This window comes from Hymenobacter lutimineralis, from assembly GCF_008271285.1.
Classification (GTDB): domain Bacteria; phylum Bacteroidota; class Bacteroidia; order Cytophagales; family Hymenobacteraceae; genus Hymenobacter; species Hymenobacter lutimineralis.
On the sequence record NZ_VTHL01000009.1, the window covers coordinates 105,574 to 131,686 of the forward strand.

22 protein-coding genes are annotated in these 26,113 nt (G+C 59.1%); 17 read left to right on the plus strand and 5 right to left on the minus strand.

Annotated elements, in window-relative coordinates:
* The first annotated feature begins 85 nt into the window (after positions 1-85).
* Together hrpB and FY528_RS10320 are read left to right on the plus strand one after the other, a co-directional pair.
* Entirely contained in the window at positions 86-2,614 is a 2,529-nt protein-coding gene (gene hrpB, locus FY528_RS10315) for an ATP-dependent helicase HrpB (protein ID WP_149070921.1), read from the plus strand.
* A gap of 123 nt (positions 2,615-2,737) precedes the next feature.
* Positions 2,738-3,508 (plus strand): DUF2490 domain-containing protein, encoded by a 771-nt coding sequence (locus FY528_RS10320; RefSeq protein ID WP_149070922.1) that lies wholly within the window; start codon positions 2,738-2,740, stop codon positions 3,506-3,508.
* Positions 3,509-3,532: 24 nt separating this feature from the next.
* Here the strand turns inward: FY528_RS10320 and FY528_RS10325 are convergent, their stop codons facing one another.
* Together FY528_RS10325 and FY528_RS10330 are read right to left on the minus strand one after the other, a co-directional pair.
* On the minus strand, positions 3,533-4,372 hold the full coding sequence (locus FY528_RS10325) for an FRG domain-containing protein (RefSeq protein ID WP_149070923.1): 840 nt from the start codon (positions 4,370-4,372) through the stop codon (positions 3,533-3,535).
* Between the two features lie 228 nt (positions 4,373-4,600).
* On the minus strand, positions 4,601-5,446 hold the full coding sequence (locus FY528_RS10330; protein ID WP_149070924.1) for an oxidoreductase: 846 nt from the start codon (positions 5,444-5,446) through the stop codon (positions 4,601-4,603).
* Between the two features lie 180 nt (positions 5,447-5,626).
* On the opposite strand from FY528_RS10330, the gene guaB reads away from it, so the two are divergent.
* From guaB to FY528_RS10370, 8 genes are all read left to right on the plus strand, one after another.
* The gene (gene guaB, locus FY528_RS10335) at positions 5,627-7,099 is read left to right on the plus strand and encodes an IMP dehydrogenase (protein ID WP_149070925.1); all 1,473 of its coding nucleotides are present in this window, start codon (positions 5,627-5,629) and stop codon (positions 7,097-7,099) included.
* 197 nt (positions 7,100-7,296) lie between these two features.
* Positions 7,297-9,381 carry a PP2C family protein-serine/threonine phosphatase gene (locus tag FY528_RS10340; protein ID WP_149070926.1) on the plus strand — a complete coding sequence of 695 codons (2,085 nt, stop codon included), beginning with the start codon at positions 7,297-7,299 and terminating at the stop codon, positions 9,379-9,381.
* A gap of 14 nt (positions 9,382-9,395) precedes the next feature.
* The gene (locus tag FY528_RS10345; RefSeq protein WP_149070927.1) at positions 9,396-9,725 is read left to right on the plus strand and encodes an STAS domain-containing protein; all 330 of its coding nucleotides are present in this window, start codon (positions 9,396-9,398) and stop codon (positions 9,723-9,725) included.
* A 28-nt stretch (positions 9,726-9,753) separates the two neighbouring features.
* Entirely contained in the window at positions 9,754-10,164 is a 411-nt protein-coding gene (locus FY528_RS10350) for an ATP-binding protein (RefSeq protein ID WP_149070928.1), read from the plus strand.
* Positions 10,165-10,323: 159 nt separating this feature from the next.
* Positions 10,324-12,615 (plus strand): peptidylprolyl isomerase, encoded by a 2,292-nt coding sequence (locus FY528_RS10355; protein ID WP_149070929.1) that lies wholly within the window; start codon positions 10,324-10,326, stop codon positions 12,613-12,615.
* Positions 12,616-12,908: 293 nt separating this feature from the next.
* Positions 12,909-14,297 carry a peptidylprolyl isomerase gene (locus FY528_RS10360; protein ID WP_149070930.1) on the plus strand — a complete coding sequence of 463 codons (1,389 nt, stop codon included), beginning with the start codon at positions 12,909-12,911 and terminating at the stop codon, positions 14,295-14,297.
* Positions 14,298-14,417: 120 nt separating this feature from the next.
* Complete coding sequence (locus FY528_RS10365; protein ID WP_149070931.1) at positions 14,418-15,383, plus strand: AAA family ATPase; 966 nt, start codon at positions 14,418-14,420, stop codon at positions 15,381-15,383.
* Positions 15,384-15,448: 65 nt separating this feature from the next.
* Positions 15,449-15,889, plus strand: a complete 441-nt coding sequence (locus tag FY528_RS10370; RefSeq protein WP_149070932.1) for a hypothetical protein — start codon at positions 15,449-15,451, stop codon at positions 15,887-15,889.
* Between the two features lie 95 nt (positions 15,890-15,984).
* Here FY528_RS10370 and FY528_RS10375 read toward each other — a convergent pair whose 3' ends face one another.
* Positions 15,985-16,878 (minus strand): SDR family NAD(P)-dependent oxidoreductase, encoded by an 894-nt coding sequence (locus tag FY528_RS10375; protein WP_149070933.1) that lies wholly within the window; start codon positions 16,876-16,878, stop codon positions 15,985-15,987.
* A 168-nt stretch (positions 16,879-17,046) separates the two neighbouring features.
* Between FY528_RS10375 and FY528_RS10380 the strand changes: the two genes are divergently transcribed.
* Complete coding sequence (locus tag FY528_RS10380) at positions 17,047-17,643, plus strand: GNAT family N-acetyltransferase (protein ID WP_149070934.1); 597 nt, start codon at positions 17,047-17,049, stop codon at positions 17,641-17,643.
* On the opposite strand, the gene FY528_RS10385 is transcribed toward FY528_RS10380, so the two are convergent.
* Positions 17,640-18,740 carry a lipid A deacylase gene (locus tag FY528_RS10385; RefSeq protein WP_222931808.1) on the minus strand — a complete coding sequence of 367 codons (1,101 nt, stop codon included), beginning with the start codon at positions 18,738-18,740 and terminating at the stop codon, positions 17,640-17,642. The two genes, FY528_RS10380 and FY528_RS10385, sit on opposite strands and share 4 nt — an antisense overlap.
* Positions 18,741-19,019: 279 nt before the next feature.
* Between FY528_RS10385 and recA the strand changes: the two genes are divergently transcribed.
* The 5 genes from recA to FY528_RS10410 all read left to right on the plus strand — a co-directional run bounded on the left by recA (position 19,020) and on the right by FY528_RS10410 (position 23,995).
* On the plus strand, positions 19,020-20,111 hold the full coding sequence (recA, locus tag FY528_RS10390) for a recombinase RecA (RefSeq protein ID WP_149070936.1): 1,092 nt from the start codon (positions 19,020-19,022) through the stop codon (positions 20,109-20,111).
* Positions 20,112-20,384: 273 nt separating this feature from the next.
* Positions 20,385-21,209: a DUF3108 domain-containing protein gene (locus tag FY528_RS10395; protein ID WP_149070937.1), complete on the plus strand. Its 825-nt coding sequence runs from the start codon at positions 20,385-20,387 to the stop codon at positions 21,207-21,209.
* 139 nt (positions 21,210-21,348) lie between these two features.
* Positions 21,349-22,050: a response regulator transcription factor gene (locus FY528_RS10400; protein WP_149070938.1), complete on the plus strand. Its 702-nt coding sequence runs from the start codon at positions 21,349-21,351 to the stop codon at positions 22,048-22,050.
* Positions 22,051-22,149: 99 nt separating this feature from the next.
* Positions 22,150-23,244 (plus strand): sensor histidine kinase, encoded by a 1,095-nt coding sequence (locus FY528_RS10405; protein WP_149070939.1) that lies wholly within the window; start codon positions 22,150-22,152, stop codon positions 23,242-23,244.
* Positions 23,245-23,281: 37 nt separating this feature from the next.
* Entirely contained in the window at positions 23,282-23,995 is a 714-nt protein-coding gene (locus FY528_RS10410; protein WP_149070940.1) for an RluA family pseudouridine synthase, read from the plus strand.
* Between the two features lie 11 nt (positions 23,996-24,006).
* Here FY528_RS10410 and FY528_RS10415 read toward each other — a convergent pair whose 3' ends face one another.
* Positions 24,007-25,449, minus strand: coding sequence for a hypothetical protein (locus tag FY528_RS10415; protein WP_149070941.1), 1,443 nt, complete (start codon positions 25,447-25,449; stop codon positions 24,007-24,009).
* A gap of 196 nt (positions 25,450-25,645) precedes the next feature.
* Here FY528_RS10415 and rplM point away from each other — a divergent pair, with 196 nt between their 5' ends.
* A complete protein-coding gene (rplM, locus tag FY528_RS10420; RefSeq protein ID WP_149070942.1) occupies positions 25,646-26,098 on the plus strand; it encodes a 50S ribosomal protein L13 in 453 nt (150 codons plus the stop codon).
* The last annotated feature ends 15 nt before the right edge of the window (positions 26,099-26,113 follow it).

A 26,113-nucleotide genomic window follows, 5' to 3' on the forward strand; every position in this document is an offset into this window, starting at 1 on the left:
AGCCCGCAGCAGCCGCTGCAGGATACGCGGAAGGTGTAGTGCCGTTCAACGCAAGCCGCAAGATAAAACGTACTGAACCGACCCCATGCGCCTACCCGACCTGCCCATCCAGGAAGCCCTACCCGAGCTGCTGGCCACACTGGCCACCCACAACACGGCCGTGCTGCAGGCGCCGCCGGGGGCCGGCAAAACCACGCTGGTGCCGCTGGCGCTGTTGGAAGCCGCCTGGCGCCAGGATGGGCGCATCATTGTACTGGAGCCTCGCCGGCTGGCCGCCCGGGCCGCCGCCACGCGCATGGCTCAGCTGCTGGGGGAGCCGGTAGGCCATACCGTAGGCTACCGCATGCGTCTCGAAAGCAAAGTATCCAAGCACACGCGCATTGAGGTAGTAACAGAGGTACTGCTCACGCGCCAGCTCCAGGACGACCCTTCGCTGGAAGGCGTGGCGGCAGTGCTGTTCGATGAGTTTCATGAGCGCAGCCTCCAGGCCGACTTAGGACTGGCCCTGGCCCTAGATGCCCAGAGTGTGCTACGGCCCGACCTGCGCCTCCTGGTGATGTCGGCTACGCTGGATGCCGACCGGCTGGGACAGTGGCTGCAGGCACCGGTGGTGCGCAGTGAAGGACGGATGTTCCCCGTCGAAACCCATTACCTAAGTCCGCAACGCGCCGCCACGGCTTCCCGCCGCCCTCACGAAAAGCTGCAGGACCTTACCCCCGCCATTATCCGCGAAGCCCTGCACCAGCACCCTACCGGCGACGTGCTGGTGTTTCTGCCCGGCTTGGCCGACCAGCGCCGCGTGGCCGAAAAGCTGGCTACGCTCCCCGCTTCCATCGACGTACATACCCTCCACGGCGAGCTGCCCGCCGAGCAGCAGGACGCTGCCCTGCGCCCCGCCCTCGCTGGCCGGCGTAAGGTGGTGCTGGCCACCAGCATTGCCGAAACCAGCCTCACCATTGAGGGGGTGCGGATTGTGGTGGATGGCGGTTACGCCCGCGTCCCGCGGTTTGAGCTGCGCTCGGGGCTTACGACCCTCGGCACCGAGCCCGTGAGTCAGGCCGCCGCCGACCAGCGCCGGGGCCGCGCCGGCCGCCTGGGCCCGGGCATCTGCTACCGCCTCTGGACGGAAGCCGAGTTCCGGGACCTGCCCCACCACCTCGCCCCCGAAATACTCACCGCCGACCTCAGCTCCCTGGCCCTGGAGCTAGCCCTGTGGGGCACCCGTGACGCCAGCACCCTGCGCTGGCTTGACGCCCCCCCCGCTCCTGCCCTGGCGCAGGCCCGCGACCTGCTCATACGTCTGCAGGCCCTCACCCCCGCTGGGCTGCCCACAGCGCATGGCCGGGCCCTGGCGGGGCTGGGACTAGCCCCGCGGCTTGCTCATCTGGTAGTAAGCGGGCAAGCCCTGGGGCATGGTGCTACGGCCTGCGCCCTGGCCGCCCTGCTCACCGAGCGGGATATTCTGCGGCCCGCTGACGGCTCCTTTGGCCCACCTGACCTGCGGCTGCGGCTCGAAGCCCTGGCAACTGGTCGGGCACCTTTACCTGGCCTGCTGCCCGATGCAGCCGCGGTAAGAAGGGTGCGGGAAGCCGCCGCCGCCCTGCGCAACCGGGTCCACGCTAAAGGCGGAATTGAGCCGGACGTAGCCGGTTTGCTGGCTGCCCTAGCCTACCCCGACCGCCTGGCCCAGCGCGAAACACCTGAGCGGGTGCGCCTCGTGACCGGGCAGCGGGCTACGCTCCCCGCGGAATATTTTGGCGGGCAGGATGCGTTTTTTGCCGTAGCTTCCTTGGAGGGCGTAGCAGCGCAACCCCGGGCTGGGCTGGCGGCCCCTCTTACCCGCGCGGAGTTAGAACAACACTTTGCTAATCAACTGGAAACCCGGGACGAGGTGCGTTGGGAGGAAGCCGCGGGGCGCGTTACGGCCCGCCGCCTGCGCCGTCTGGGCGCCTTAGTGCTTTCCGACGGAAGCCTGCCCAACCCTGACCCTGCGGCCATAACGGCGGCCCTTCTAGAAGGGCTGCGAGCCAATGGCATAGCCCGGCTTCCCTGGTCGGAAGCGGCTACTGAGCTTCGGGAGCGGCTGGGCTTTCTGCACCGGCTACAGCCGGGAAGCTGGCCGGCGGTATCCGATGAAGCGTTGCTGGATGAGCTGGAAGAGTGGTTGGGACCCTATCTGGCTACCGCGAAGTCGTTGGCGGAGCTGAGCCGGGTAGACTTTGGGGAGGCGCTACTGGGCCGGCTGCCCGGCGGCTGGAGCCAGCGCCAGGACCTGGACCGCCTGGCGCCTTCCCACCTCGAAGTACCCACCGGCTCCCGCATCCGCCTCAACTACGCCGACCCCGCCGCGCCCGTGCTGGCCGTGCGGCTCCAGGAGGTGTTTGGCCTGCTCGACACGCCCACCGTGGGCGGGGGGCGTGTGCCGCTTACGCTGCACCTTCTTTCGCCCGGTTACCGCCCCGCCCAGGTTACGCGGGACCTGCGCAGCTTTTGGACCAGCAGCTACTTTGAGGTGCGCAAAGAGCTGCGCGGGCGCTACCCCAAGCACTACTGGCCCGAAAATCCCTTAGACGCCCAGGCCATCCGGGGCACAAAAAAGCAGAATGGCCTCTGAGGTTGGGTAAGGGCCAATGTTATCATTTCAGTAACAGGGCAAAACATAACATTGCGGCTGGTAACAATTCCGTAATATGGGGTAAAAGTTTAATAACACGCCCCTATTACGCACGTCTACCCCATGCTTCGTTTGCTATGTATCCTGAGCCTGGCCTGGGGGCTGCTGCCGTGTGCGGGGCTGGCCCAGGGGACCAGCAACACTGCCACGCCGGCCGGGGGCATCAACACTGGGCGCCAGATGTGGAGCCAGCTGGCTACGGAAGCACGCCTGACGGAGCGGTGGGGTGCTTTCACCGAAATTCAGCTTCGGCACAGCAATGCCAGCCGGTTGCCGCGGCAGAATATCTTACGGGCGGGACTGGCGTTTTACCCGGCTGCGTGCCTGCAGTTGTCGGCGGGCTATTCCTATGGGCAGTTCTACCGGGCCGCTTCTTCTGCGGAGGCGACCTTGCTGCCGGAGCACCGCGTGTACCAGCAAGTGCTGCTGCGCGACTACAGCAGCCCCGTGCGCATGCAGCACCGCTACCGCATGGAGCAGCGCTGGATGCACCACCCCGAAGGCCCGCGGTACGGCTATGGCAGCCGGGCCCGCTACCAGCTGCGGCTGGAACGCTCCCTGCGCCGCAACCCCAAGCTGGAGCCCGGCACGCCCTACGTCGCCGCTTCCGACGAGCTGTTCTTCAACCTGGGCCGAAGCGCCCGGCAGCAGTTTCTGGCCCAGAACCGCGCCTATCTGGCCCTGGGTTATCAGGCCGCCCGCTATACAGCGCTGGAAATCGGCTACCTCTACCAGGTGGGCCAGTTGGATGAGTACCCCGAAACCGAACGGAACCACACCTTGCAGCTAGCCCTGAACTTCACTCCTGACTTTCGCAATCAGCCAACCAAGTGAGAGTTGCTGAGGAAGCGAAAGACTCTACCCTGCTAATGTATCGTCGCCGGCAAGGTTCTGGCGCTGCGACAAGGTAGGCGTGTAGTGGCGGTGTAGCCAGCGGCTGAGGCCGCCCAGCCCCGGAAACAGCACCCGCTCGGTAATACCTGCTTGGTCAAGTTTGTCGCGGACTTCCCACTTGAGGCGGGCGGGGATGATGATGCGAAAAAACAGCTCGGGGTGCTCTTCCAGCCACTCGTGTAGCGTAGCCGAGGCTGAGTTCATCAGCGAAAACAAAGCGTACTGGTGCACAATGCGCGCATCGAGGGAAGGGGGCTCCAGAAACAGCAGAAACGGCTCCTGCTGGAGCAGTTCCAGGTCGCGCAGGTTGGTGCAGAGTGGCTCCAGCAGTTCGGGCGTAAACACATTGGAGCCTTCCGTGTGCAGGGCTGCCCGCAGCCCGGCCGGCAAAGACTCCGAGGCCTTTACATAGTTGATGGCCCAGATGACGCCGTCCTGGTCGTAGGCGTCGAGGTCGTCGGTGGCAAAGTGCAGGGCCACGTAGGGCGAGTACGTCCAGTCGAGCAGGCGCGTGGGCAAGCCGTGGTGCTGGGCCAGGGCCAGCCAGTTCCACACCGAAGTACCCGGCTGGCCAAAGTCGCGGGCATACTTGCGGAAGTTGCGCAGCAGGTGGTTTTCCAACTGCCCGTATTCGCCACCCAGGCGCTGCAGGCTGGTGGTAAGGGACCATTCGCTGGAACGCAGGCCCCGGTACACAAACGGGGAACGGTAGCGCCCGATGCGCCCGTCCCAGGTGTCGCGGAACAGGGCTTGCTGCAAATCAGCCCAGGAGTTTACTACGAGGTCATTGAGCGTGGGAAGCACGGCAGATGGAGTTAGGCAGGCAAGATACGTGCTGACGTATAGCGGCGGAGGGGGCAGCAGGTTATTGTGGAGCAGCGTATTTTTGCGCCGCTGGGGGTAGCTTCCAAAATGGCCTGCTGAGCGGAGCGGAGCATGACGGCCCCTGATGTTCGTAAGGGCAGCCTTGAACCACGCAAAAAGCCCCGCAGCGTACAGCCACGGGGCTTTTCTCACGAACGGCAAGAAAGGTTACTCCCCAGCCGGGTAATCGGCCGAGTCGCCCAGATCGGCAACGCTTTCCAGTTCTTTTATCAGCCCCGCAAATTTGTCGCGGGCCCCTTTCACGGCAGCTTTACCCAGGGGCAAGTGCAAAGGTGGATTTTCCTGGCGCACCAAGTCGAACATGATGCGGGCGGCGCGCTGCGGGTCGCCGGGCTGGCGGCCGCTGTAGCCCTGGATGCCTTTCAGGTTTTCGCCCACGGTGGGGCGGTAGTCTTCAATGGCCGTATCAACATACGTAGCCGAAGAGCCGGCCCACTCCGTGCGGAAACCGCTGGGCTCAATGTTGGTGACCTTGATGCCGAGCGGGGCTACCTGCTGGGCCAGGCTTTCCCCAATGGCTTCGAGGGCAAACTTGCTGGCGTTGTACACGCCCACGCCGGGAAACGTTTTGAGGCCGCCAATGCTGGTGATGTTGAGCACGTGCCCGCTACGCCGCTCCCGCAGGTGGGGCAGCACGGCCCGCAGCACCCGCAGCGGCCCAAAAACGTTCACGTCGAACTGGCGCTGCACTTCGGCCTCGTCGATTTCCTCGATGCTGCCCAGGGAGCCGTAGCCGGCGTTGTTGACGATTACATCGAGGTGGCCGAAAAACTGAATAGCCTCCTGCACGGCCTGCTGTACCTGCTGCTCGTTTACCACGTCAACCACGAAGCCACGGGCGCGGGCGCTGTCTTTTTGGGAGAATTCTTCGGCCTGAGCCGGCTGGCGAAAGGTAGCGGCCACGGAGTCGCCCTGGCTAAGGCAGTATTCAGCCAGCTCTTTACCAAAACCGGTGCTGACGCCGGTAATAAACCAGATTTTAGGAGTTGCCATATCGTAGGTTGAAATGAAGAAACAAAGCCGACCGGATAACCGACGGTTGGGCGCTTTAACCACTAAAAGGCCCTGCTGGTTTTGCTTCGGCGGGTATTTCGCCACTATTACATAACACGGAACTCAAATATTCGCCGTAGCTTTGTCCGGCAATAAGTAGCACCTAACCTTCTTGTTGCCATGGCTGATTACGCTGCCAAAATTGCCTTCGAGGCGCTTACCTACGACGACGTCCTGCTGCTGCCCGGTTACTCGGAAACGCTGCCCCGTGACGCCGACCCCAGCTCCCAGCTCACCCGCAACATTCAGCTCAAGCTCCCGTTCGTCTCGGCTGCCATGGACACCGTGACCGAAGCCGACATGGCCATTGCCATGGCGCAGGAAGGCGGTATTGGCATCATTCACAAAAATATGAGCATCAAGGCCCAGGCCGAGTTAGTGCGCCGCGTGAAACGCTCCGAGAGCGGTATGATTCTCGACCCCTTCACCCTGCAGGAAACCGCTACCCTGGCCGATGCCAAAAAGCTGATGCGCAATAATAACATTGGCGGCATCCCCATTGTGGACGAGCAGCGGCGCTTGAAAGGCATTCTTACCAACCGCGACCTGCGCTTTGAGAAGGACATGACCCGCTCCGTGACGGACGTGATGACGGCAGCTCCACTGGTAACAGCCAAGGCTGGCACCGAGCTGGCCGACGCCGAAGACATCCTGCAGGACTCGAAAGTGGAGAAGTTGCCCGTCATCGATGCTGACGGCCGCCTTGTAGGCCTCATTACCTATAAGGATATCCGTAAGCGTCGCCGCACCCCCAATGCCTGTAAGGACGAGTTGGGCCGCCTGCGCGTGGGAGCCGCCGTGGGCGTCACCGCTGATTTGATGGACCGCATTGCCGCCTTGGTAGATGCCGGCGTAGACGTTGTCAGCGTAGATACCGCGCACGGCCACAGCAAAGGCGTGCTCGACGCGGTGCGCTCTATCAAGCAGCAGTTTCCCAGGCTTGAGGTTATTGCCGGCAACGTGGCTACCGCCGAGGGGGCCCGCGCCCTGGCCGATGCCGGCGCCGACGCCGTGAAAGTAGGCGTAGGCCCTGGCTCAATCTGTACCACCCGCATCATTGCCGGCATTGGCGTACCTCAGCTCTCCGCCGTGCTCGAAGCGGCCCGCGGCCTCGAAGGCACTGGCGTACCCCTCATTGCCGACGGTGGCATCAAGTACTCTGGCGACGTGGTGAAGGCCTTGGCCGCCGGCGCCGGCACCATCATGATTGGCTCCTTGCTGGCCGGCACCGAGGAAGCCCCCGGCGAAGTCACCCTGTTCGAAGGCCGCAAGTACAAGAGCTACCGCGGGATGGGCTCGGTAGAAGCCATGGAAGAAGGCTCCAAGGACCGCTATTTCCAGGATGCCGAAGACGACGTGAAAAAGCTGGTGCCCGAGGGTATTGTGGGCCGCGTACCCTACAAAGGCATGGCCTCTGAAGTGTTGTACCAACTGGCCGGCGGCCTGCGGGCCGGCATGGGCTACTGCGGCGCGGCCACCATTGCTGACCTGCAAAAAGCCCGGTTTGTGCGCATCACGGGAGCTGGCCTGCGCGAGTCGCACCCCCACGATGTGCAGATTACCCGCGAAGCGCCCAACTATAGCAGCCGCTAACCACCGGTGCCGGCGCCCCGGCACTCGGCCAAAGAGGCAGCCCGCACCCTGGGCTGCCTCTTTATTTTTTCATCCGGGAACCTCTTCGCCCCGAACAGGATTTGATAGCGGCCTCAAGCAAAAAACCGGCTACTGTTTTATCTTGCTCCCTCGTTCCCCGCTACTTCTATCAGCGGGCTGGCCTTCCACACGTTTTCATGCAGCAATTTCTACGCATAATTAAACAAGCGGCACTTCCCTTGGCCATCGGCAGCTGGTTGTTGCTCTTGTTTATGATGCTGATGCGCACCGGTGGCATCCCTAAAATTGCGACGTTGCCCAACTGGGCTTTACTGGTAGCGCAGGGCGTGTTTGCCGGAGCCGTATTCCTATACCGTCGTTACCAGCCCGACCCTCTGCGCGGCACCGACTTTGTGGGGCTGCTGCGCCGCCTGGTGCTGGGGCCAGGCTTGCTGGCCACCATCTGCGTAGCTCTGCATCTGGTTCAACGGCTTACCAGTGCCCAGCCTTCCAACCCGGCCTTCTTTACCATCGTCTATGCTCTCAACCTGGGCTTGTTTATCGTGTTTCTGGCGTACACGTGCTACACTTGGCGGGCCCTCGTCCTGTTCCGGGCCCCCTACCTGGTGCACAAGCAATGGGGCTGGTTTGAACTGATCCTGGGCATTACCCTGCTGCTGAGGCTGCTGAACATCAACGTACCAACCATGCTGGCGGGTATTGTGGTGGGGGGCGTGGCGGCTTTCGGGGTGTACCTGAGCACCCACCAGCGCTGGGTGGCGTACCTTAACCGCCGGCAGAAGTTCGTTGTTATTTCTCTGCAGCTGGGCCTGCTGGCCTCGCTGGGCATTTTCTGCTTGTATTTCCTGCGCATTCAGTTCGACCCGTTGCTGGTGGCTCCTGCCCCGCAACACGCCTTTCTGCTGCTCACGGTTTTCTTCGCGGCCTTTTACGCCCTGATGGGCATCCTGGTCACCTTGTTCAACCTGCCCACGGCGGGCGTATTTGAGCAGAAGCGGGAAGAGATGCTCAATATGCAGCGCATGACCCAGGACATCCAGCGCGGGCAAACCGAGGAGCAGGTGTACCAGACGCTGCTGGACGCAGCCGTGCAAACCCTGGGCGCCGACGCGGCGTGGCTGCGCATTGATGACTCGCCGGACTACAGCGGGCAGCTCTACAACTTGGAGATGCAACAAGCGGAAGCCGTCCGGGGCCTTTTGGATTCGTATAGCCTCAGCGAAATAGATTACCTCAACAATGATTTGGGAAGCAGCGGCGGCTTTCAGCAACTGGCTCTGCCCTACAACTCCCTGCTGATGATGCCGCTTCGTTCCCAGAAGCAGCAGCACGGAGCCCTGTTCCTGTTTCGGGAGCAGCGCCAGGGCTTTGAGCGCGACAACCTGAGCATTCTGCAAACCTTCGTCAGCCAAACCATGCTGAGCGTGGAGAACCTGCAGCTCACCCAGGCCGCCATTCAGAACGAGCGGTACAAGGAAGAGCTAAAGCTGGCCAGCTCGGTACAGGACAGCCTGATTCCGAAAACGCTGCCTACCGACAACTGGTTTGAAATCAGCTCCCACGCCCAGGCTGCCCGGGAAGTAGGCGGCGACTTTTACGACTTTTTGCATTTGCCCGGCCGCCGCCTGGCTATTCTGATTGGCGACGTATCGGGTAAAGGCGTGACGGCGGCCTTTCACATGGCCCAGATGAAAGGCATCTTTCACGCGCTGATGCAGGAAAACCCGCTGGCGAAAGACGACAAGGACCGGTTCCCGCTGCCCAGCAAGTTTATGGCTATGGCCAACCGCGCGCTGGTGCACTGCCTGGAGTCGTCCTCCTTTATCACGGCCTCCCTCTACATCGTCGATTACGAAAACGGGGGCTTTGTATTTGCCCGCGCCGGCCACTGCCACACGCTGTACTACCACTCGCTCAAGGAAGAGGTGTCGTACTTCCGTTCCACTGGGCTGGGGCTGGGCATCATCCGCACGGACGGCTACGAGAAGCACATCAAAAATCAGTTCTACGACTACAACCCCGGCGACGTCATGGTTATCTACACCGACGGCATCGTGGAAGCCCGTGACGGCAACAAGGAGGAGTATGGCGAAGACCGGCTTTTGGCCATGCTCGAAAAAACGTATTACCTGGAGGCCGACCAAATCAAGCAAGCCATTCTCGACGACCTGAACGCCTTCAGCTACGGTCAACCCATTCATGATGACCAGACCCTGCTGGTTATTAAGTTCAAAACCGCTCAACCTGGTAGTTCAGCTTAACGTAAGCATGTGTTATGAAAATCACTCAGACCCCTTCCGATACTACGCTCACGCTTGTGCTTGATGGCGAGTTGGATGCCAGTTCGTCGGTGTTGCTCGACACGGAGCTTTCCAACCCGACGGTGCTGCAATACCAGAAAGTCCTCATCGACTGTCAGCGCCTGAACTACATTTCTTCCGCCGGTTTAGGCGTCTTTATCTCCCACCTGCAGCGTTTTCAGGATGCCGGCGTAAAGCTTGTGTTCTTCAACATGCAGGAGAAAGTCCATAATGTATTTGAGATTCTGGGGCTGGACAGCCTGATGACGATTGTACCATCCCAAACCGAGGCGGCAGCCCTCTGATTTTGTTTATTCGGTTGCTACGTAGGATATGAAGAACGCCATCCGCATCAGTTGCGAACGAAGCAACCTGAAGGTAGTGCGCGACTTCGTGTCCGGCTACCTCGTCGGGCTTGGCCAGAATGAGCTACGCATCAACCAAATTGTGCTGGCTGTAGACGAAATAGTGGCCAATATCGTTATCCACGCCAACGCCGAAGACGCCAGCAAGCACCTGGATGTGCGCCTGAAAGTGGCTGATGGCCTTTTTGAAATAGAGTTGCGCGACCAGGGAGCGGCGTATTCTCCGGCTTCGTATCAGGAGCCTAACATGCCGGAGTACATTCAGCAGGGCCGCAAGGGTGGTATGGGCATGGCTCTAGTCAACCGCCTGATGGACCGGGTGGAGTTTTCACAGCATAAGAGCTACAACATTTGCCGCCTCTACAAGCAGCTGAGCTGAACCGGGCACGGCTGGTTTCTGTTAAGCACCCTGCCCCGGCAGGGTGCTCTTGTTTTGGCCCTGCTGACCAAAAAAATCCGTAAAATTGCGTCCGTTGGCAAACTCCGCAGTGGGTAAGTCCCTGCTTTAGCCAACGTTATGAGCCTTCTTCCCCCCTGTATGCGCAAACGCATTCTTTTTGCCGGAGCCGCCGCCATGCTGCTAGCCGGATGCCAGACTTCCAAACCGACTACCGCCGCCAAGCAGCCCGTGCTGGAAACCCTCGGCAACCATGAGGTCCCGGTTTCTGAATTTGCCTACGTTTATCGCAAGAACAACGCCGCAACGCCCGAAGCGGGTACCCGCGCCAGCGTACAGGAGTACCTGGACCTCTACACCAACTTCCGCCTGAAGGTGCTGGAAGCCGAAGCCCGGGGCCTCGACACCACCCAGGCATTTCAGCGCGAGCTGGAAGGCTACAAGCAGCAGCTGGCGCAGCCCTACCTCACCGAGAAAAGCGTGACCGACAAGCTGGTGCGGGAAGCCTATGAGCGGATGAGCAAGGAAATCAACGCGGCGCACATCTTAGTGCGCGTGGCTCCCGACGCTGACCCGAAAGATACCCTGGCCGCCTACCAGAAACTTCAAGCCCTGCGCCAGCGCGTAACCAGCGGCGAAGATTTCTACAAAGTAGCGGCCGAAGCTTCCGAAGACCCTTCGGCTAAGGAGAATGGCGGCCGTTTGGGCTACTTCACGGCTATGCAAATGGTGTATCCGTTCGAGTCGGCGGCGTTTAAGACGCCGGCCGGGCAGGTTTCGCAGCCGGTGCGCACGCGCTTTGGCTACCACATTATCAAGGTAAATGAAGTGCGCCCCGCCCAGGGCGAAATCAAGGTGGCTCACCTCATGATTCGCGCCACGCCGAACATGCCCGCCGCCGACTCGGTGACGGCCAAGAAGAAAATAGACGAGCTGTATAGCCGCCTGAAAAAGGGGGAGAACTGGGAAAAGCTCGTGGGCCAGTTTTCCGAAGATGTAGGCTCGGCCGCCAATGGCGGGGAATTGCCGCCCTTCAGCACCGGCCGCATGATTCCGTCATTTGAAGAAGCTGCCTACCGCCTTCAGAAACCCGGCGACCTGTCGGCCCCGGTGCAAACGCCCTACGGCTGGCACGTTATCAAGCTTATTGGCAAGCAGCAGCTGCCCACTTTCGAGGAGATGGAGCCTACGCTGAAAAGCAAAGTGGCCAAAGACTCCCGCTCGGAGCTAAACCGCGAAGCCTTCCTCAAGCGCATCCGCACCGAAAATCAGTTCACGGAAAACAAAGCCGCCCTGGACTATGCCTTCAGCAAGGCTGATACGTCTTTGACCAACGGCCGCTTCAAGTACGTAGCGGCCGCCGCTCCTGCCAAGGCCCAGAAAGGCAAAGCATCTGACGAAACGGCCCTGTTTACCATCAAAGGCAAGGAGTACCCCACCAAGGACTTCCTGACGTATGTGCAGCAAAACCAGCGCGCCCGCCCCGGGGCCGATGCGCGCCACACCATGCAGCTGCTCTACGACCAGTATGTAAACCAGACGCTGACGGACTATGAGAAGTCGAACCTGGAAACCAAGTACGAGGATTACCGCATGCTGGTGAAAGAATACCGGGACGGGATTCTACTGTTCCAGCTGATGGACGAGAAAGTATGGTCGAAAGCGGTGGAAGACACCGCCGGCCTGCAGAAGTTTTTCACGGCCAACCAAGCTAATTACCAATGGGCACCGCGCGTGCAGGCTACTGTTATCAGCGCGGCCTCACCCCAGCTACTCACCCAAGCCCAGAAACTGCTGGCCACTGGTCAGTACCCCGTAAAGCGTCTGGCTCCGGCCAGCGTAGCATTCAAAGCCAACAGTGCTGACTTCACCAAAGCTGGTCAGGATGCGCTGGACCGCTTGGCCGCCAGCCTCGCCAACGACACCGCGCTGACGGTGCGCGTAACGGGCCAGATCAAGCGCGGCGAAACGGCCGCGCTGGCCAAGCGCCGCGCTACCCGCGTAGCCGATTACCTGAAGAGCAAGCAGGTAGCGGCCACGCAAATTGCTACTACAACCAATGCCAAAGCAGCCGCCAGCACGGCGCTACTTACGGTGACTACCTCTGCCGTGACTGGTCTGGAGGAAGCCCTGAACGAACAAAATCCGCTGGCAGTGAAGGTGGAGCAACGTCCTTATCAGAAGGGTGACAGCAAAGTGGTGGATGCCTTGCCCCAGCAGAAAGGCACCTATAACACTCAGCAGGACGGCCGCTATTACTTCGTGCGCATCGAGGAAGTGCTGCCCGCCGGTCCCAAAAGCTTGTCCGACGCCCGGGGCCAGGCCACGGCCGACTACCAGAACTACCTGGAAAAAGAGTGGATTGCCGAGTTGCGCCAGAAGTACCCCGTGAGCATCAACCAAACAGAAGTTGATAAGCTCATCACGAAATAAGGGAGTTCGTTCTTCGTCACGGATAGCCTCAAGTAAGTATTACGGGGCAAGAAACGAAAACGAAAAAGCCCTAATGAAAACCAGAAAGACGCCTCAGCCAGCTTGGTTGGGGCGTTTTTGTTGGCTTCGGGTGCAACGTTCCGGCCTGCTTGCAGCCTCTTTGCATTGTCCAGTTGGGGCTTTTTGCCGGAGAACGTAATTATGACGAAATTTACGGGCGGCTTTGGGCGTTTCCAGAGCAGTGAGCCGGCCCCGGCTGTTTGCCGTCCTCGGCTTTTCTTTAGTTGATTCTCATGACTGATTTTTTGCGTACCACGGCTCGCGTGGCACTGTTGGCCGCCGGGCTGGTAGCGGGTGCAGCTGGCAGCACGTTTGCCCAGTTGGGCGTAGGCCGTCCGGTAGCCCGCCAGATTGTGGATGGCATCATTGTGAAGGTAGACAACCAGATAGTGCTGCGCTCCGACGTGGAGTTTGCCTACCTGCAGGAACAGGCCCGGGCCGAGGGCAAAGCCCTGCCGCCCGACCTGAAATGCCAGATTCTGCAAGGCATAGTGCTCAATAAGCTCCTGCTGGCCAAGGCCGAAACCGACTCGGTAGTGGTAGAAGACAGCCGCGTCCGCGACGAGCTTGACCGCCGCATGAACTACTTCATCCAGCAGATTGGCTCCGAGAAAAAGCTGGAAGAATACTACAACAAGCCCGTCCGGCAACTAAAGGAAGAGCTGCGTACTCAGGTACGGGAGCAGCTCATCACGCAGAAAATGCAGGACGAAATTTCGGGTAAGGTGACGGTGACGCCCCGGGAGGTACGCCAGTTCTTTGGCCGCATGCCCAAGGATTCTCTCCCCTACTACTCCACGGAAGTAGAAATTGGGCAGATTGTGAAGCTGGCCAAAACCAACTCCAAGGCCAAGCAGGAAACCATGGCCAAGCTGAACGATATTCGGGCGCGCATTGTGGGCGGCGAGGACTTCGCCACCCTGGCCAAGCAGTATTCCGAAGACCCCGGCTCAGCCAAGGAAGGAGGCTACTTGGGCTTCTTTAAGCGGAAAGAGCTGGTGCCCGAGTACGAAGCTGCGGCGTTGCGGCTGGAGCCCGGCGGCATTTCGCCGGTGGTCGAGTCGCAGTTCGGCTTTCACGTTATTCAGCTCATCGAGCGCAAAGGCGACAGTTACTCTACCCGCCATATTCTCCTCAAGCCCGCCGCTGCCACGGCCGACGTAAGCGAAGCTGGTCAGGAGCTGGCCAAGCTGCGCAACCGCATCCTGGGCGACAGTATTTCCTTTGCCAAGGCAGCCAAGGACTTCTCCGATGATAAATTCACGGGAGCCAGCGGCGGCCTGCTTCAGAACCGCCAGGATGGTGGCTCCTTCCTGCCCCTGGATAAGCTCGACCCGGCTATCTTCTTTACCATCGACACCATGAAGGTGGGCAGCATTACGCCGCCCCTGCCCTATCGCACCGACGACGGCAAGGACGCCGTGCGCATCATCTGGCTGAAGTCCAACACGCCGCCTCACCAGGCCAACCTCAAGGACGACTACCAGAAAATTGCCCAGGCCGCCCTCAACGAAAAGAAAAACAAGGCGCTGGACGACTGGTTTCTTAGAAACCGGGGCTCCGTATTCATTGAAGTAGACCCGGAGTATACCGGCTGCAAACTGCTGGACGCCGTAAACTAGCATTCTTCGTTCGTCGGGCGTTAGTTGGGAGCTGTGCAGGCGCATGGCGGACAACTAATGCCCGACGTTCTGCGTCCTTGAAGGCCATCTTACCGGCACCTCATCCTTAACTCTATTTGCATGCGCACTTTTGCCTCCGATAAAGAAGCCGCCGACGCCCTGGCCGACTCCTACCGCACGCTTCGCCAGGAAATCGGCAAGGTCATTATCGGGCAGGATGATGTGGTGCGGCTGGTGCTCACGGCGGTGTTTTCGCAGGGCCACTGCCTGCTGGTAGGTGTGCCGGGCTTGGCTAAAACCCTGCTCATCCAAACCATTGCCGACTCACTGGACCTCTCCTTCAACCGAATCCAGTTTACCCCGGATTTGATGCCATCCGACATTGTGGGCTCGGAAACGATGAACCAGCAACGGGACTTTCACTTTGTAAAAGGGCCGGTTTTTGCCAACATCGTGCTAGCCGACGAAATCAATCGGACGCCGCCCAAAACCCAGGCAGCCCTATTGGAAAGCATGCAGGAATACGCCGTTACGGTGGCGGGGCAGCGCTATCCGCTGGAGCGGCCTTTCTTCGTGCTGGCGACGCAAAACCCCATCGAGCAGGAAGGCACCTACCCGCTGCCGGAAGCCCAGCTGGACCGCTTCATGTTCAACATCGAGCTGGGCTACCCCAGCTATGAGGCGGAGCTGCAAATTGTGAAGAACACGACGTCCGATAGAAAAGCTACCGTAAGCAAAATTCTGCACGCCTCCGAAATCCAGGCCTATCAGCAGCTGGTACGCCGCGTGCCCGTCGCCGACAATGTGGTGGAGTACGCCGTGGGCTTGGTTCATAAAACGCGTCCGGGTACGGCGCGGGCGGGGGGCCGAGCCTCGCAGCTGCTGGAATGGGGTGCTGGGCCGCGCGCCTCGCAGCACCTCATTGTGGGCGCCAAATGCAATGCCCTGCTCAATGGCAAGTACTCGCCCGATATTGAGGATGTGCGGGCCGTAGCCCTGCCTATTCTCCGGCACCGGTTGGTTCGTAACTTTAAGGCCGAAGCCGAGGGCATCACCGTGGAGCAAATCGTGCAGGAGCTGCTGTAGCTTTGCGCTCATCTTGTGTCGACGCGTCTTACCTCGGCCCAACTATTCTCCCATCAACTCTCCTTATGGAAGCTTCTGCTTACTACGCGCAGTTTCAGCGCAACCTCGACATCATTCTGGATGCGCTGCAAGCGGGCCTGGACCTGCGCACTACGGCACTAGAAGTTTCGCTACCGCTGGAAATCTACGTGCTTTGCGAAGTGCTCAACCAGGGCGGCGGTCAGTTCCGGCTCAGCACCGATGGCCTGGCCCGGGTAGCGGAGTTTCAGCAGCAGTACCAGCAACAAGAATCGGCTACAGAGGCCATTATGCGCCGCCTGCTGGAAGATAAAAAGGCCATGATGCGTACCCCGGAAGGCCGCGTACTCACCAAGGAAATGCTGATTCGCCGCCTGGAGTTTTTCAACGAAGCTGCGCGGCAGGTAAACGTGATGCGGACGCAAAGCTCACTGGGCAGCCCGGCCCAGAATCGTTCGGGAGTTGGTGTAGCCAAGTTCCAGAAATAGCACCGGCCGATTTGCTGCCAGACAAATACAAAAGGCCACCCCGGCAGGGGTGGCCTTTTGTATGCTAACTAGTATATGGTGGAGCGGGTGGCTGCCTAACGGGTAACCATGGTTCCTGCATTCTGGGGACGAATATCGGTGTGCCCGTCTTTGGCGTGCTGCACATTCAGCGTCGATTCCGGCTCCTTTTTTAAGGCGCTGGGCACTTCTTCGCCAGGCAGGCTCTTGGAGGATGTTACACCCCCATCCACAAAATACGTGGCGCCGGTTACGTAGCTTGCCTCGTTGGAAGCCAGGAACAGGTACACGTTGGCAACTTCCTCGGGCGTGCCGCGTCGGCCCAGGGGCACGCCGTTCACCATATTTTTCTCCATTTTGCTGTCCATGGGGCCGGTTTCCTTGTGCGTCCAAGCCGTATCAATTGGGCCGGGGCCCACGCAGTTTACGCGCACGCCATGCTTGGCTTGCTCTACCGCCAGCCCGCGGGAGAACGTCATGACCCAAGCCTTGGTGCCCCCGTATGGGGTAATCATGGGGGAACCCATCTGCCCTGCCTCAGAACCGGCTGAGATAATGTTGCCCCGCGTTTTCTGCAGCTCCGGCAGCGCCGCTCGGCTCATCATAAACACGGTGTAGATGTTGTTCTTCACCATGTACTCAAAGGCCTCCACCGGGTACTGGTCCAGCTCCGCCGTGGCCGGAAACACGCCAGCGTTGTTGACTAGGATATCCAGCTTGCCGTAGCGGCGCACCGCTTCCTGCACGCAGGCTTCAGCCGTAGCCTGATGCGAAACATCGCCGGTGAAGGCCGTGGCGGTTCCGCCAGCCTGCAGAATTTCCTCTACTACGTCGCGTATGGGGTCTTCGGCCAAGCCGGCTACTACCACGGCGGCTCCTTCGCGGGCGAATCGTTTGGCAATGGCCTCGCCAATGCCCGAGCCAGCTCCCGTTACAATAGCTACTTTGCCTTGCAGTCTTCCAGTTGTCATATCAGTAGGGTTGGCAGCCAGTGTGGCTGCGTGAAAGTGGGCGCTGAGCTGCGTCAAGCGCCGTCCACTCCTTGCTAACGGTTGAGGCGGGTAGTGGTTTCTTTCGGCTGAGTGCAAAACTTTGGCTGGGCTACCGCGGTACTGTAGTATCCGAATTCCAGGAAGGATATGTCTAGCCAGTTGCATTTCAGGTCGGTTTCGCCCGTAGTTCCGCTGCATACGGCACGCCTGCTGCTGCGCCCCTACCATCTGGCCGATGCCCCAGTTTTCTTTGCGGTATTGGAAGCTGATCATCAGCGCCTCCAGCCGGCTTTCCCGGCCCGGGTGGCGGCGGTGCGCACCCTGGCCGATGCCGAACGTGTGCTGGAAACCTTCGGCCACGACTGGCGCACCCGCCGGCTGTACGTATTAGGTATTTGGGAGCAAGCCGCCGGGCGCTACCTAGGCGACATCAGCCTGAAGCCTAATTGGTCGGCGCCCGTTACGCTGGAAATAGGCTACTACCTGGCGGCCGAAGCCGAAGGAAACGGCTATGCCCGCGAAGCCCTGCAAGCGGCCGTGCAGTTTGGGTTTAGCCTGAGCGAGGAAGTAGCACGCCTGCTTATCCGGTGCCGCGCCGACAACCCACGCAGCTGCGCCGTAGCGCAAGCCGCCGGCTTCAAACAGCTTCCCGCCCGCCCCCGGCCGTGGCCTCTACGCGCCTTGCACCCGGAGGAAATTCTTTACTTCACCCTGAAGCGGGAAGACCGGCAAGCAGCCCTTTAATCAGCGGCATGTTTGAGCGTGGTGAGCAGGAAGCTTTGGTTGAAGTTCAGGTACAGGGCGAAGGAAAAGTCGAACAGGCCGTTGTTCAGGTCGTAGAGCGGCTCGAAGCGCGTGGTAAGCGTGAGGTGCCCGGGCAGTTGATAATCCTTGAGAAACCGGAGAATGAGCAGCTGCCGCTCCCGCTCGGTATAGCTCACATCCACCGGCGACGACGACACGGACTGGTACAGCCGCCCGCCCAAGGGCGACACGTAGCCGCGGCCGTGCCAGTACGCCAGCTGCACATTGTTGAGCCGGGTATCAACGCCGGCATTCAGATACAGGCCCGTGCCGTCACGGAAAGGCAGTTCCTCTGTGAAGGAGTAGTCGTTGAAATACGTTAGGTACCCATCGAAATGCACCGCGGAAACAAAATCAGATGCCAGGGCGCGACGGACTCGCAAGCCGGAGGCTACGTTGAATAGCGTCTGCAGGGGTTTATCAATGGTATCAATCTGCCCTCCCCGGTGGGTAGCCGTAAACTGGAACGGCAGCTTCACCAGCCAGCCAGCAGAGTCGCCCGCCACTCGATGTTCCGTAGAAAGCCCACCGGCCACTTCTTCCTGAAAATTGCTGAACCGGTACTGCTGGCGCTGCCAGTTCACCCAAGCGTCCACGCTGCTGCGCGGGGTCTGCAGCTGGTACTGCAGGCCTTCTTCCAGTCGGTTGGTGATAACGCGCTCAAAGTCGAACAGGGGCTCAATATAGCCGTGGTGCAGGTGTCCTTCCAGGTTGCCGAAGAGAAGCGTATGCGGACCCTGCCGGTACTTAAGCGTAAAGAGTGGTCGTACTTGCTTGAACCGGGGTGTGCCATAGTCCTTCCACAGAAATATTCCCGCTTCCAGGCGCAGATTAGCCGTAGGGAAGTACACAAAGCGCGGGGCCAGTTGGGCACCGAAATATGTCAGGCCCGGATCAATCTTGTTGAAATACTCGTTGTCCTTGTTAAGTAAAAACCCTTGCACGTCCAGCCGTACCTGTCGTTCGTAGGCCGCGCCCAGGGGTAAGCGGTATTGAAAGGCACGGTTATCCAGCTGAGCAGCGGCGGGCAGAGACAAAAAAAACAATGATGCCAGCACGAAGCTCAGGCGCCCCAGCCAGCCTTGTTGCTGACAGTCAGCTGCTAACTTTACCAAAAATTTTAGCATTGAAAAATTACCCCAGACTCAACGAATTTTTTTAGCATTGCGGGCACAAAATATAGTCCGCTGACGTTACCAATAGCCGGCCCGAAACGCCCCTGCTAGCCTCGGCTTAAAACCCGCTTAGCGGTTGCAGGACCGGCCCAAAACGCCTACATTCACCAAACCTAAGCATTTCCCTTTAACCCATTCCCAATGGCTGCAACTACTGACAAAGCCGTCGCCCAGAACCCGCAGGCTGAAAAGCTGAAAGCCCTCCAGCTTACGATGGACAAGCTGGACAAAGCCTACGGCAAAGGCACGGTTATGAAGCTGAGCGACAATAAAGTGATGGACGTCGAAGTCATCAGCACTGGCTCGCTTGGCCTCGATATTGCCCTCGGCGTGGGTGGCCTGCCCAAAGGCCGCGTCGTGGAAATCTATGGCCCCGAATCTTCGGGTAAAACCACTCTTACGATGCACTGCATTGCCGAAGCCCAGAAAAAGGGCGGCATCGCAGCCTTCATCGACGCCGAACACGCTTTTGACCCGGCTTACGCCCAGAAGCTCGGCATCGACACCGAAAACCTCCTCATCTCCCAGCCCGATAATGGCGAGCAGGCCCTGGAAATTGCCGACCAGCTGATTTCCTCGGGTGCCATCGATATTATTGTTATTGACTCCGTAGCCGCGCTGGTGCCAAAAGGCGAACTGGAAGGCGACATGGGCGACTCGAAAGTGGGCCTACACGCCCGCTTGATGAGCCAGGCCCTGCGGAAGCTTACCGGTACCATCAACAAAACCGGCTGCTGCTGCATTTTCATCAACCAGCTGCGCGAAAAAATCGGCGTTATGTTCGGCTCGCCCGAAACCACGACCGGTGGTAACGCCCTGAAATTCTACGCTTCGGTTCGTCTCGACATTCGTCGGATTGGCCAGATCAAGGAAGACAAGGACAACGTAACCGGCAACCGCACCAAAGTGAAAGTGGTGAAGAACAAGGTAGCCCCACCTTTCAAGGTTATTGAGTTTGATATTCTGTACGGCCAGGGCATTTCCAAAGTAGGAGAAATCCTGGACCTGGGCGTAGATATGGGCATCATCGCCAAGTCGGGCTCCTGGTTCTCTTACGAGGGCAACCGTCTGGGGCAGGGCCGTGAAGGCGTGAAAACCATTCTGCTCGACAACCCGGAGCTGGCCGATAAAATTGAAGCTCAGATTCGCGCTATGGTGAAAGGCGAACCGGAAGCTGCGTTGGCAGCCATTCCCGAAGACCGCACCGTGGACGAAGACGATGACGAAGCATAACCTTTAGCGGCTATGCGCTAAGTAAAAACCTCGTTGGCTAAGCCGACGAGGTTTTTTTATTATTGGCTTTTGAGCCGCAGATTGCGTAATTTGGAACAAGCCACCATCTACCCTTAATGCAATTTCGTACCTGATGGCCCAAAGAGGAAAGTCAAACCCCACAACTGGTTTTTCGTTCGATGGTTGGAGCGGTTAATTCCGCCTCGGCTGGTCCCATCTATTTTGCTGGCACTGCATTTGAATAGCGCCAGCCATTGCCAACACGTTTTCCTTATGCACCGCCGCTGGTTTTACTTTACTCCCTTCGTTGCCCTGCTTGCCTTTGCCTTGCTTAGTGCCCGGCCGCAGGCTACCCCCCGTGCTATAGCCAATACCAGCTTCGCCAAGGGCGAGACGATGTACTATAAGGTTCATTATGGCCTCGTGAATGCCGCTGAAGCGACCATTGAGCTATCTGACGATTTACACCGCGTAAACGAGCGGCCTTGCTATAAGGCTACCGTCACAGGCCGTACCACGGGCTCGTTCGACTTTTTCCTGCGCATCCGCGACACGTGGCGGTCCTACATCGATACGACCAGCATTCTGCCGCAGAAGTTTTTCCGCAACATTGAGGAAGGCAACTACCGTAAAAAAGAAACCGTGGATTTCGACCACGAGCGGGATATGGCCATTGTAGAGTCGCGCAAAAGAGACCGGGAACCCAAGCACGGCACTTACAAAGTGCCCGACAACATCCAGGACCTGGTCAGCGGCTTTTACTTTCTGCGCACCATCAACTACGACCAGCGCCGCATAGGCGAAGTCATCCGCGTTAAAGGCTTTTTCGACGATGAGGTTTTTGACATGGACGTGACTTACCGGGGCCGCGAAACGGTATCCACCAAGGCAGGTAGCATTCGGGCCATTAAGCTGGTGCCCAAAATGCCCAAGAATAAGCTATTCAGCGGCGAGAATGCGGTAACCGTGTACCTTTCCGATGACCGGAATAAGATTCCGGTTCTCATGCAGGCCGAGCTGTTTGTAGGTGCCGTGAAGGTGGATATGTACAAATACCAGGGGCTGAAAAACAAGCTAAGCCTCGTTGCCAAGAACTAACGCCATAGCGGCTCCTGAACAAGGAGCCGCTTTTTTTGTACTCGTCAGCGTCAGGTAACGAAAAGGTAACACAGGCCACGGGCTTGGCTTCGGTACTTTTGTCTTTGCGTATTCTGTTTTACTTAAAACTGCCCACCCTGTGCAAGCTGCTGCCCCTACCAATGCCTACCGGATTCTGGTTGTTGATGACGATGCAGATATCGTAGAGCTCTTGGAATACAACCTTCGCAAAGAAGGCTACGAGGTAGCCAGCGCCCTGGACGGCCGCAAGGCCCTGGAAGTAGCGCCGCAGTTCAACCCCGACATTATTCTGCTGGACGTGATGATGCCCCACCTGGATGGCATTGCAGCCTGCCGTCAGCTGCGGGAGCTACCCAAGTTCAAGGACACGTACATCATTTTCCTGACCGCTCGGGCCGAGGAGTTTTCTGAGGTAGCGGCATTCGAAGCTGGCGCCGACGATTTTATTGCCAAGCCCATTAAGCCCCGGGCTTTGCTCAGCCGACTTGCCGCCTTTGTGCGCCGCGACAAAGACCCGCAGCAGCAGCAATCCGAAACCATCGAAATAAATGGCCTAACCATTGACCGGACTGGCTTTGCCGTGTATCAGGAAGGACGTAAGATTTCCTTGCCTAAAAAGGAATTTGAGTTGCTTGCCTTCCTGGCAGCCACGCCCTACAAGGTATTTGGCCGCGACGAGCTACTACAAAACATCTGGGGTAATGACGTATTTGTACTGGCCCGAACTGTGGATGTGCACGTGCGGAAAGTGCGTGAGAAAGTAGGTGAGCACCACATTCAAACCATCAAAGGCGTGGGCTATAAGTTCAACGTGGACTAATTAATTTGCTGCCTGCAAAAGCGAAAATGGCTGGTTGGGCTGTCAGATTCTGGCGGAGCAGCCAGCCATTTTCGCTTGCCCGCTTCTCTTCGCTGCCCTATGAGTTTTACCTTGTCTTCCCGCGCCATTGCCATCCTGCTGGCCCTACTGGTAGCCAGCGTATTGACCACCTTTGCCTGGATTGGACCTACTTTGTCATTTCGCGAGGCCTGCCTGGGCGCAGGCATCACGGTGGCTGCTTGCTTTCTGCTGGTGTATCTGTCGTTTGAGGCGCTGATTTTTCGGGAAGTCAACAACATCTACGCCGGGCTGGAGCACGTGAAGCGCAAGGAATTCCGGCGCTTGTCCAACAAGTTCCTGTTCCGGCCGGAGCCGCTCAAGCGCATCCGCGACGAAATCCTGGACATGGCCGTGCGTAAGCAGGAGGAAATTGACGAGCTTAAACGTCTGCAGGTATTGCGCCGTGAGTTCCTGGCCGATGTGTCACACGAGCTCAAAACGCCCATTTTTGCCGCCCAGGGCTTTGTCCACACCATCCTCGACGACGATGAGATGGACGAGCTTACCCGCCGGAAATTCCTGCGCAAAGCTGCCGACAGCCTCGATGCCCTGGATGCCCTGGTTCAGGACTTGGTCACGATTTCGCAGCTGGAAAAGGGCGTGGTGCGCATGCGGCGGCAGCGCTTCGACGTGGCCCAACTCATCCAGGACATATTTGAGCAACTAGAATTGAAGGCCAAGCAGCGCCGCGTGCATCTCCATTTAGAGCCCGCTACGCTACCCGCTAACGGTATGTGGGTGCTGGCCGACCGCAACCGCATCCGGCAGGTACTTATTAATTTGATTGATAACGCTATTAAGTATGGGCGCGAAGATGGCCACGTGACAGTTACCCTGCACCAGGCACCTAAGAATGTCCGGATTGAGGTGCACGACGACGGCAGCGGCATTGCGAAAGAGCACCAGAGCCGCATTTTTGAACGCTTCTACCGCATCGATAAAAGCCGCTCGCGCGACTCGGGTGGTTCCGGCCTGGGGCTGGCCATCAGCAAGCACATCGTGGAAGCCCATAAGTCCACCATTAAGGTGCGCAGCGAAAGCGGGCAGGGCACTACCCTCGAGTTCAAGCTGCCCAAACCCAAACAAGATGTAGCAGTTGAGGCGCCAGCAGCCGCGGTGCCCCTTCCAGGGTAATGCTTTAGGCCGGTTGCCGTACCTTTGTACTTCCTGTATGAAGCTACCTACTTTCTCCGACCTGATTCTGTTCGAAGACGAAGATTACGTCGTCATCAACAAACCTCCTTTTCTAGCCACCCTCGATGAGCGGTTTGGCGGCGCGCCCAACATCCTGCGCCTGGCCCGCGAGCAGTACGACGACATCCAGGCCTGCCACCGGCTGGATAAGGAAACCAGCGGAGCTCTGGCCCTGGCCAAAAACCCGGAGGCCTACCGCCACCTCGCCATGCAGTTTGAAAACCGCGAGGTGAAGAAAGTATACCACGCCGTAGCCTGGGGCGTGCACGACTACGACGGCCTACGCGTAGAGCGCAGCATCGAAACGACCACCAAAGGCAAAGCGCGGCTGGCCTACAAAGGCAAGCCAGCTGTAACGCTGGTGCGCACCCTGGAAGCCTTTGCCCGGCACACGCTGCTGGAGTGCCAGCCTATTACGGGCCGCATGCACCAGATCCGGCTGCACCTGGCCTACCTGCAGGCCCCCATTGTGGGTGACGGTATGTACGGCGGCGACGATTTTTATCTGTCGTCTTTGAAGAAAAAGTTTAACGTGAAGCAGGGCGAGGAAGAGCAACCCTTCATTAAGCGCTTCGCCCTGCACGCCGCCAACCTCACCTTTGCGCGGCTCAATGGGGAAACCATTACCATTGAAGCCCCCTACCCCAAGGATTTCCGGGTGCTGGTGGATAACCTGCGCCAGTACAGCTAAGGCAAGCAACCTTAAAGCTTGCGGAAAACAGCCATCCGCACCGAGTCTGTACTGGGCTTATGGCGGATCCGCGGCATGGAACCGTACCAGAGTTGCTGGTAGGCCGGGTTGCCGCGTAGCGAGTCCAGCGGGACACCCATTTCTACCACTGCGTACCATTCATCCCAAAAGATGAGGGTGCCCGCCGGCAGCGGCTGATGGTCCCGGATGGCTTGGATGTAGCTATGCTTTGCCCCGAAAGGGTTGATATTTAGCGGAATGGCAAAGTAAGGATGGGCCGAGGCATAGTGGGGAGCGGGTGCTTGGGTGGCGGCCCAGCGCACAGCCTCATCGGCCAAGATCTGGTCGGAGGCGCGGGCAAAGTCGCGCTGCCACCGAAACGCGGCGCGGGCTCCGCAAAACAGAAATCCTACCACGGCCACAGCTACGCCCACGCGGATGCGGCAGCGGACCACTTCGCTCTGGCTTAGCTGGCTCACCAGCAGCAGACCGCGCAGGGCTACCAGCGCTACCAGTGGCACTACACCGCACAGCACCCGCGTAAGTCCGAAGGAAGCAAAGATTCCCAGCGCCCAGAATAGCGTGTGCGCCCCAATAAAGACGACAATGCTGCCATATACCAGCAGCAGCTCGGCCAGGAACCCCTCCCGCTGCCGCAGGCGTGGCTGCATCCACTCCCAGATCATGCGTAGGCCCCCCAGCCAGAAGAGGACGTAGAGTACCCAACCTATGGTATTTGGCAGGCTGATAATGAAATGCCAGGGTGTGCCGCTGCCGTAGTTAGGGTTGCGCAGCGGATACGCGTTGTGGGTAAAGGCCCAGAAAAAATCGTGGTACTCGAAGATGCCGGCAATGCCATACACCACAAACCCCAACGCCAACCACGGCAAGGCCCGCCACTGCTGGCTCAGCAGCAGATACAGCCCATACACGCCAATCAGCAGGTAGCCCTCGGAGCGCGCAAACGGTAGAAAGGACAGCACCACGGCGCCCCAGCTGGCCCGGCCCAGAATAGCCAGCGCTACGGCCGCCATCAGAATGGTGCTGAACAAGGGCTCCGTAAGGCCGGAAAACTGAATGCGGAAATAATCGGGAGAAGCGTAGCAGAAGAGAATAGCCAGCCAGGGCCAGGGCAGCGCCAGCCGCCGGGCGGCTAGGTAAGCCAGCCACGCCGCGGCAGCCACCAGCAGGCATTGCAGCGCCATCACGCCGCGCAGCCCCAGCTGCGCCGGCACGGCCATCAGCTGCACGACCAGCGGCTTCGACCAGGAGTCCAGAAAGTTGTGCGGAGTTTCAAAGGCATAGCGGGCGTAGAGGTAATGATTGATACTATCACCTGAGTCGTAGGTACCTTGGGTGAGGCTTGCCACAACCAAGGAAAGTACCAACAGCCCCAGCAGCAGCCAGAAAGGCCGCCGGTTTTCGGCCGCTACCCGCACAGAATCAGAAAACATAGAAAGCAGAATTTACGGGAGCGAAAGTACTACGGCCACCGGGCGCTTTCCTACCGCGGCAGCTAACCGCAACACTTTCAGGCATAAATAGTGGGTATTGGTTTGGATTTAAGGCGAAAGGCGGTAACTTTGTGTCCGTTTTTCCCGAACCCATGGCGGGTTCTATCTCATTTCCAAACGCTTACCTTCCTTCCCAATGGATCATCTGAGCTTCAAGACGGTATCCGTCAACAAAGCCAACGCCGATAAGGCCTGGGTGGTGGTTGATGCCAGTGTTGCGCCGCTGGGCCGTCTGGCTAGCCAGATTGCCAACATGCTGCGTGGCAAGCACAAGCCTTCCTTCACGCCCAACTCGGATTGCGGCGACAACGTCATTGTTATTAACGCCGACAAGCTGCGCGTTACGGGCAAGAAGTTGACCGACAAAATCTACATCACGCACTCGGGCTACCCCGGCGGACAGAAGCGCATCAACCTGCGCGACAAGAAAGCCAAGAACTCGGCCAGCGTGATTGAGCACGCCGTGAAAGGCATGCTGCAGGGTAACAAGCTGGGCGCTGCCCAGTTCCGCAACCTGTACGTGTACAAAGGTGCTGAGCACCCCCACCAGGCCCAGCAGCCCCAGGCTGTTGAACTCACTAACCTCTAAGCCGAATTCGGCGTC

Bases quoted from the DNA above. Each gene is read 5' to 3' on its own strand.
- FY528_RS10380 (WP_149070934.1), top strand. From the start codon at position 17,047: ATGTCTAGCCAGTTGCATTTCAGGTCGGTTTCGCCCGTAGTTCCGCTG.
- FY528_RS10365 (WP_149070931.1), top strand. From the start codon at position 14,418: ATGCGCACTTTTGCCTCCGATAAAGAAGCCGCCGACGCCCTGGCCGAC.
- FY528_RS10360 (WP_149070930.1), top strand. From the start codon at position 12,909: ATGACTGATTTTTTGCGTACCACGGCTCGCGTGGCACTGTTGGCCGCC.
- FY528_RS10395 (WP_149070937.1), top strand. From the start codon at position 20,385: ATGCACCGCCGCTGGTTTTACTTTACTCCCTTCGTTGCCCTGCTTGCC.
- FY528_RS10345 (WP_149070927.1), top strand. From the start codon at position 9,396: ATGAAAATCACTCAGACCCCTTCCGATACTACGCTCACGCTTGTGCTT.
- FY528_RS10320 (WP_149070922.1), top strand. From the start codon at position 2,738: ATGCTTCGTTTGCTATGTATCCTGAGCCTGGCCTGGGGGCTGCTGCCG.
- recA (WP_149070936.1), top strand. From the start codon at position 19,020: ATGGCTGCAACTACTGACAAAGCCGTCGCCCAGAACCCGCAGGCTGAA.
- FY528_RS10330 (WP_149070924.1), bottom strand. From the start codon at position 5,446: ATGGCAACTCCTAAAATCTGGTTTATTACCGGCGTCAGCACCGGTTTT.
- FY528_RS10370 (WP_149070932.1), top strand. From the start codon at position 15,449: ATGGAAGCTTCTGCTTACTACGCGCAGTTTCAGCGCAACCTCGACATC.
- FY528_RS10415 (WP_149070941.1), bottom strand. From the start codon at position 25,449: ATGTTTTCTGATTCTGTGCGGGTAGCGGCCGAAAACCGGCGGCCTTTC.
- FY528_RS10375 (WP_149070933.1), bottom strand. From the start codon at position 16,878: ATGACAACTGGAAGACTGCAAGGCAAAGTAGCTATTGTAACGGGAGCT.
- guaB (WP_149070925.1), top strand. From the start codon at position 5,627: ATGGCTGATTACGCTGCCAAAATTGCCTTCGAGGCGCTTACCTACGAC.
- FY528_RS10340 (WP_149070926.1), top strand. From the start codon at position 7,297: ATGCAGCAATTTCTACGCATAATTAAACAAGCGGCACTTCCCTTGGCC.
- FY528_RS10350 (WP_149070928.1), top strand. From the start codon at position 9,754: ATGAAGAACGCCATCCGCATCAGTTGCGAACGAAGCAACCTGAAGGTA.
- hrpB (WP_149070921.1), top strand. From the start codon at position 86: ATGCGCCTACCCGACCTGCCCATCCAGGAAGCCCTACCCGAGCTGCTG.
- FY528_RS10410 (WP_149070940.1), top strand. From the start codon at position 23,282: ATGAAGCTACCTACTTTCTCCGACCTGATTCTGTTCGAAGACGAAGAT.
- FY528_RS10405 (WP_149070939.1), top strand. From the start codon at position 22,150: ATGAGTTTTACCTTGTCTTCCCGCGCCATTGCCATCCTGCTGGCCCTA.
- FY528_RS10355 (WP_149070929.1), top strand. From the start codon at position 10,324: ATGCGCAAACGCATTCTTTTTGCCGGAGCCGCCGCCATGCTGCTAGCC.
- rplM (WP_149070942.1), top strand. From the start codon at position 25,646: ATGGATCATCTGAGCTTCAAGACGGTATCCGTCAACAAAGCCAACGCC.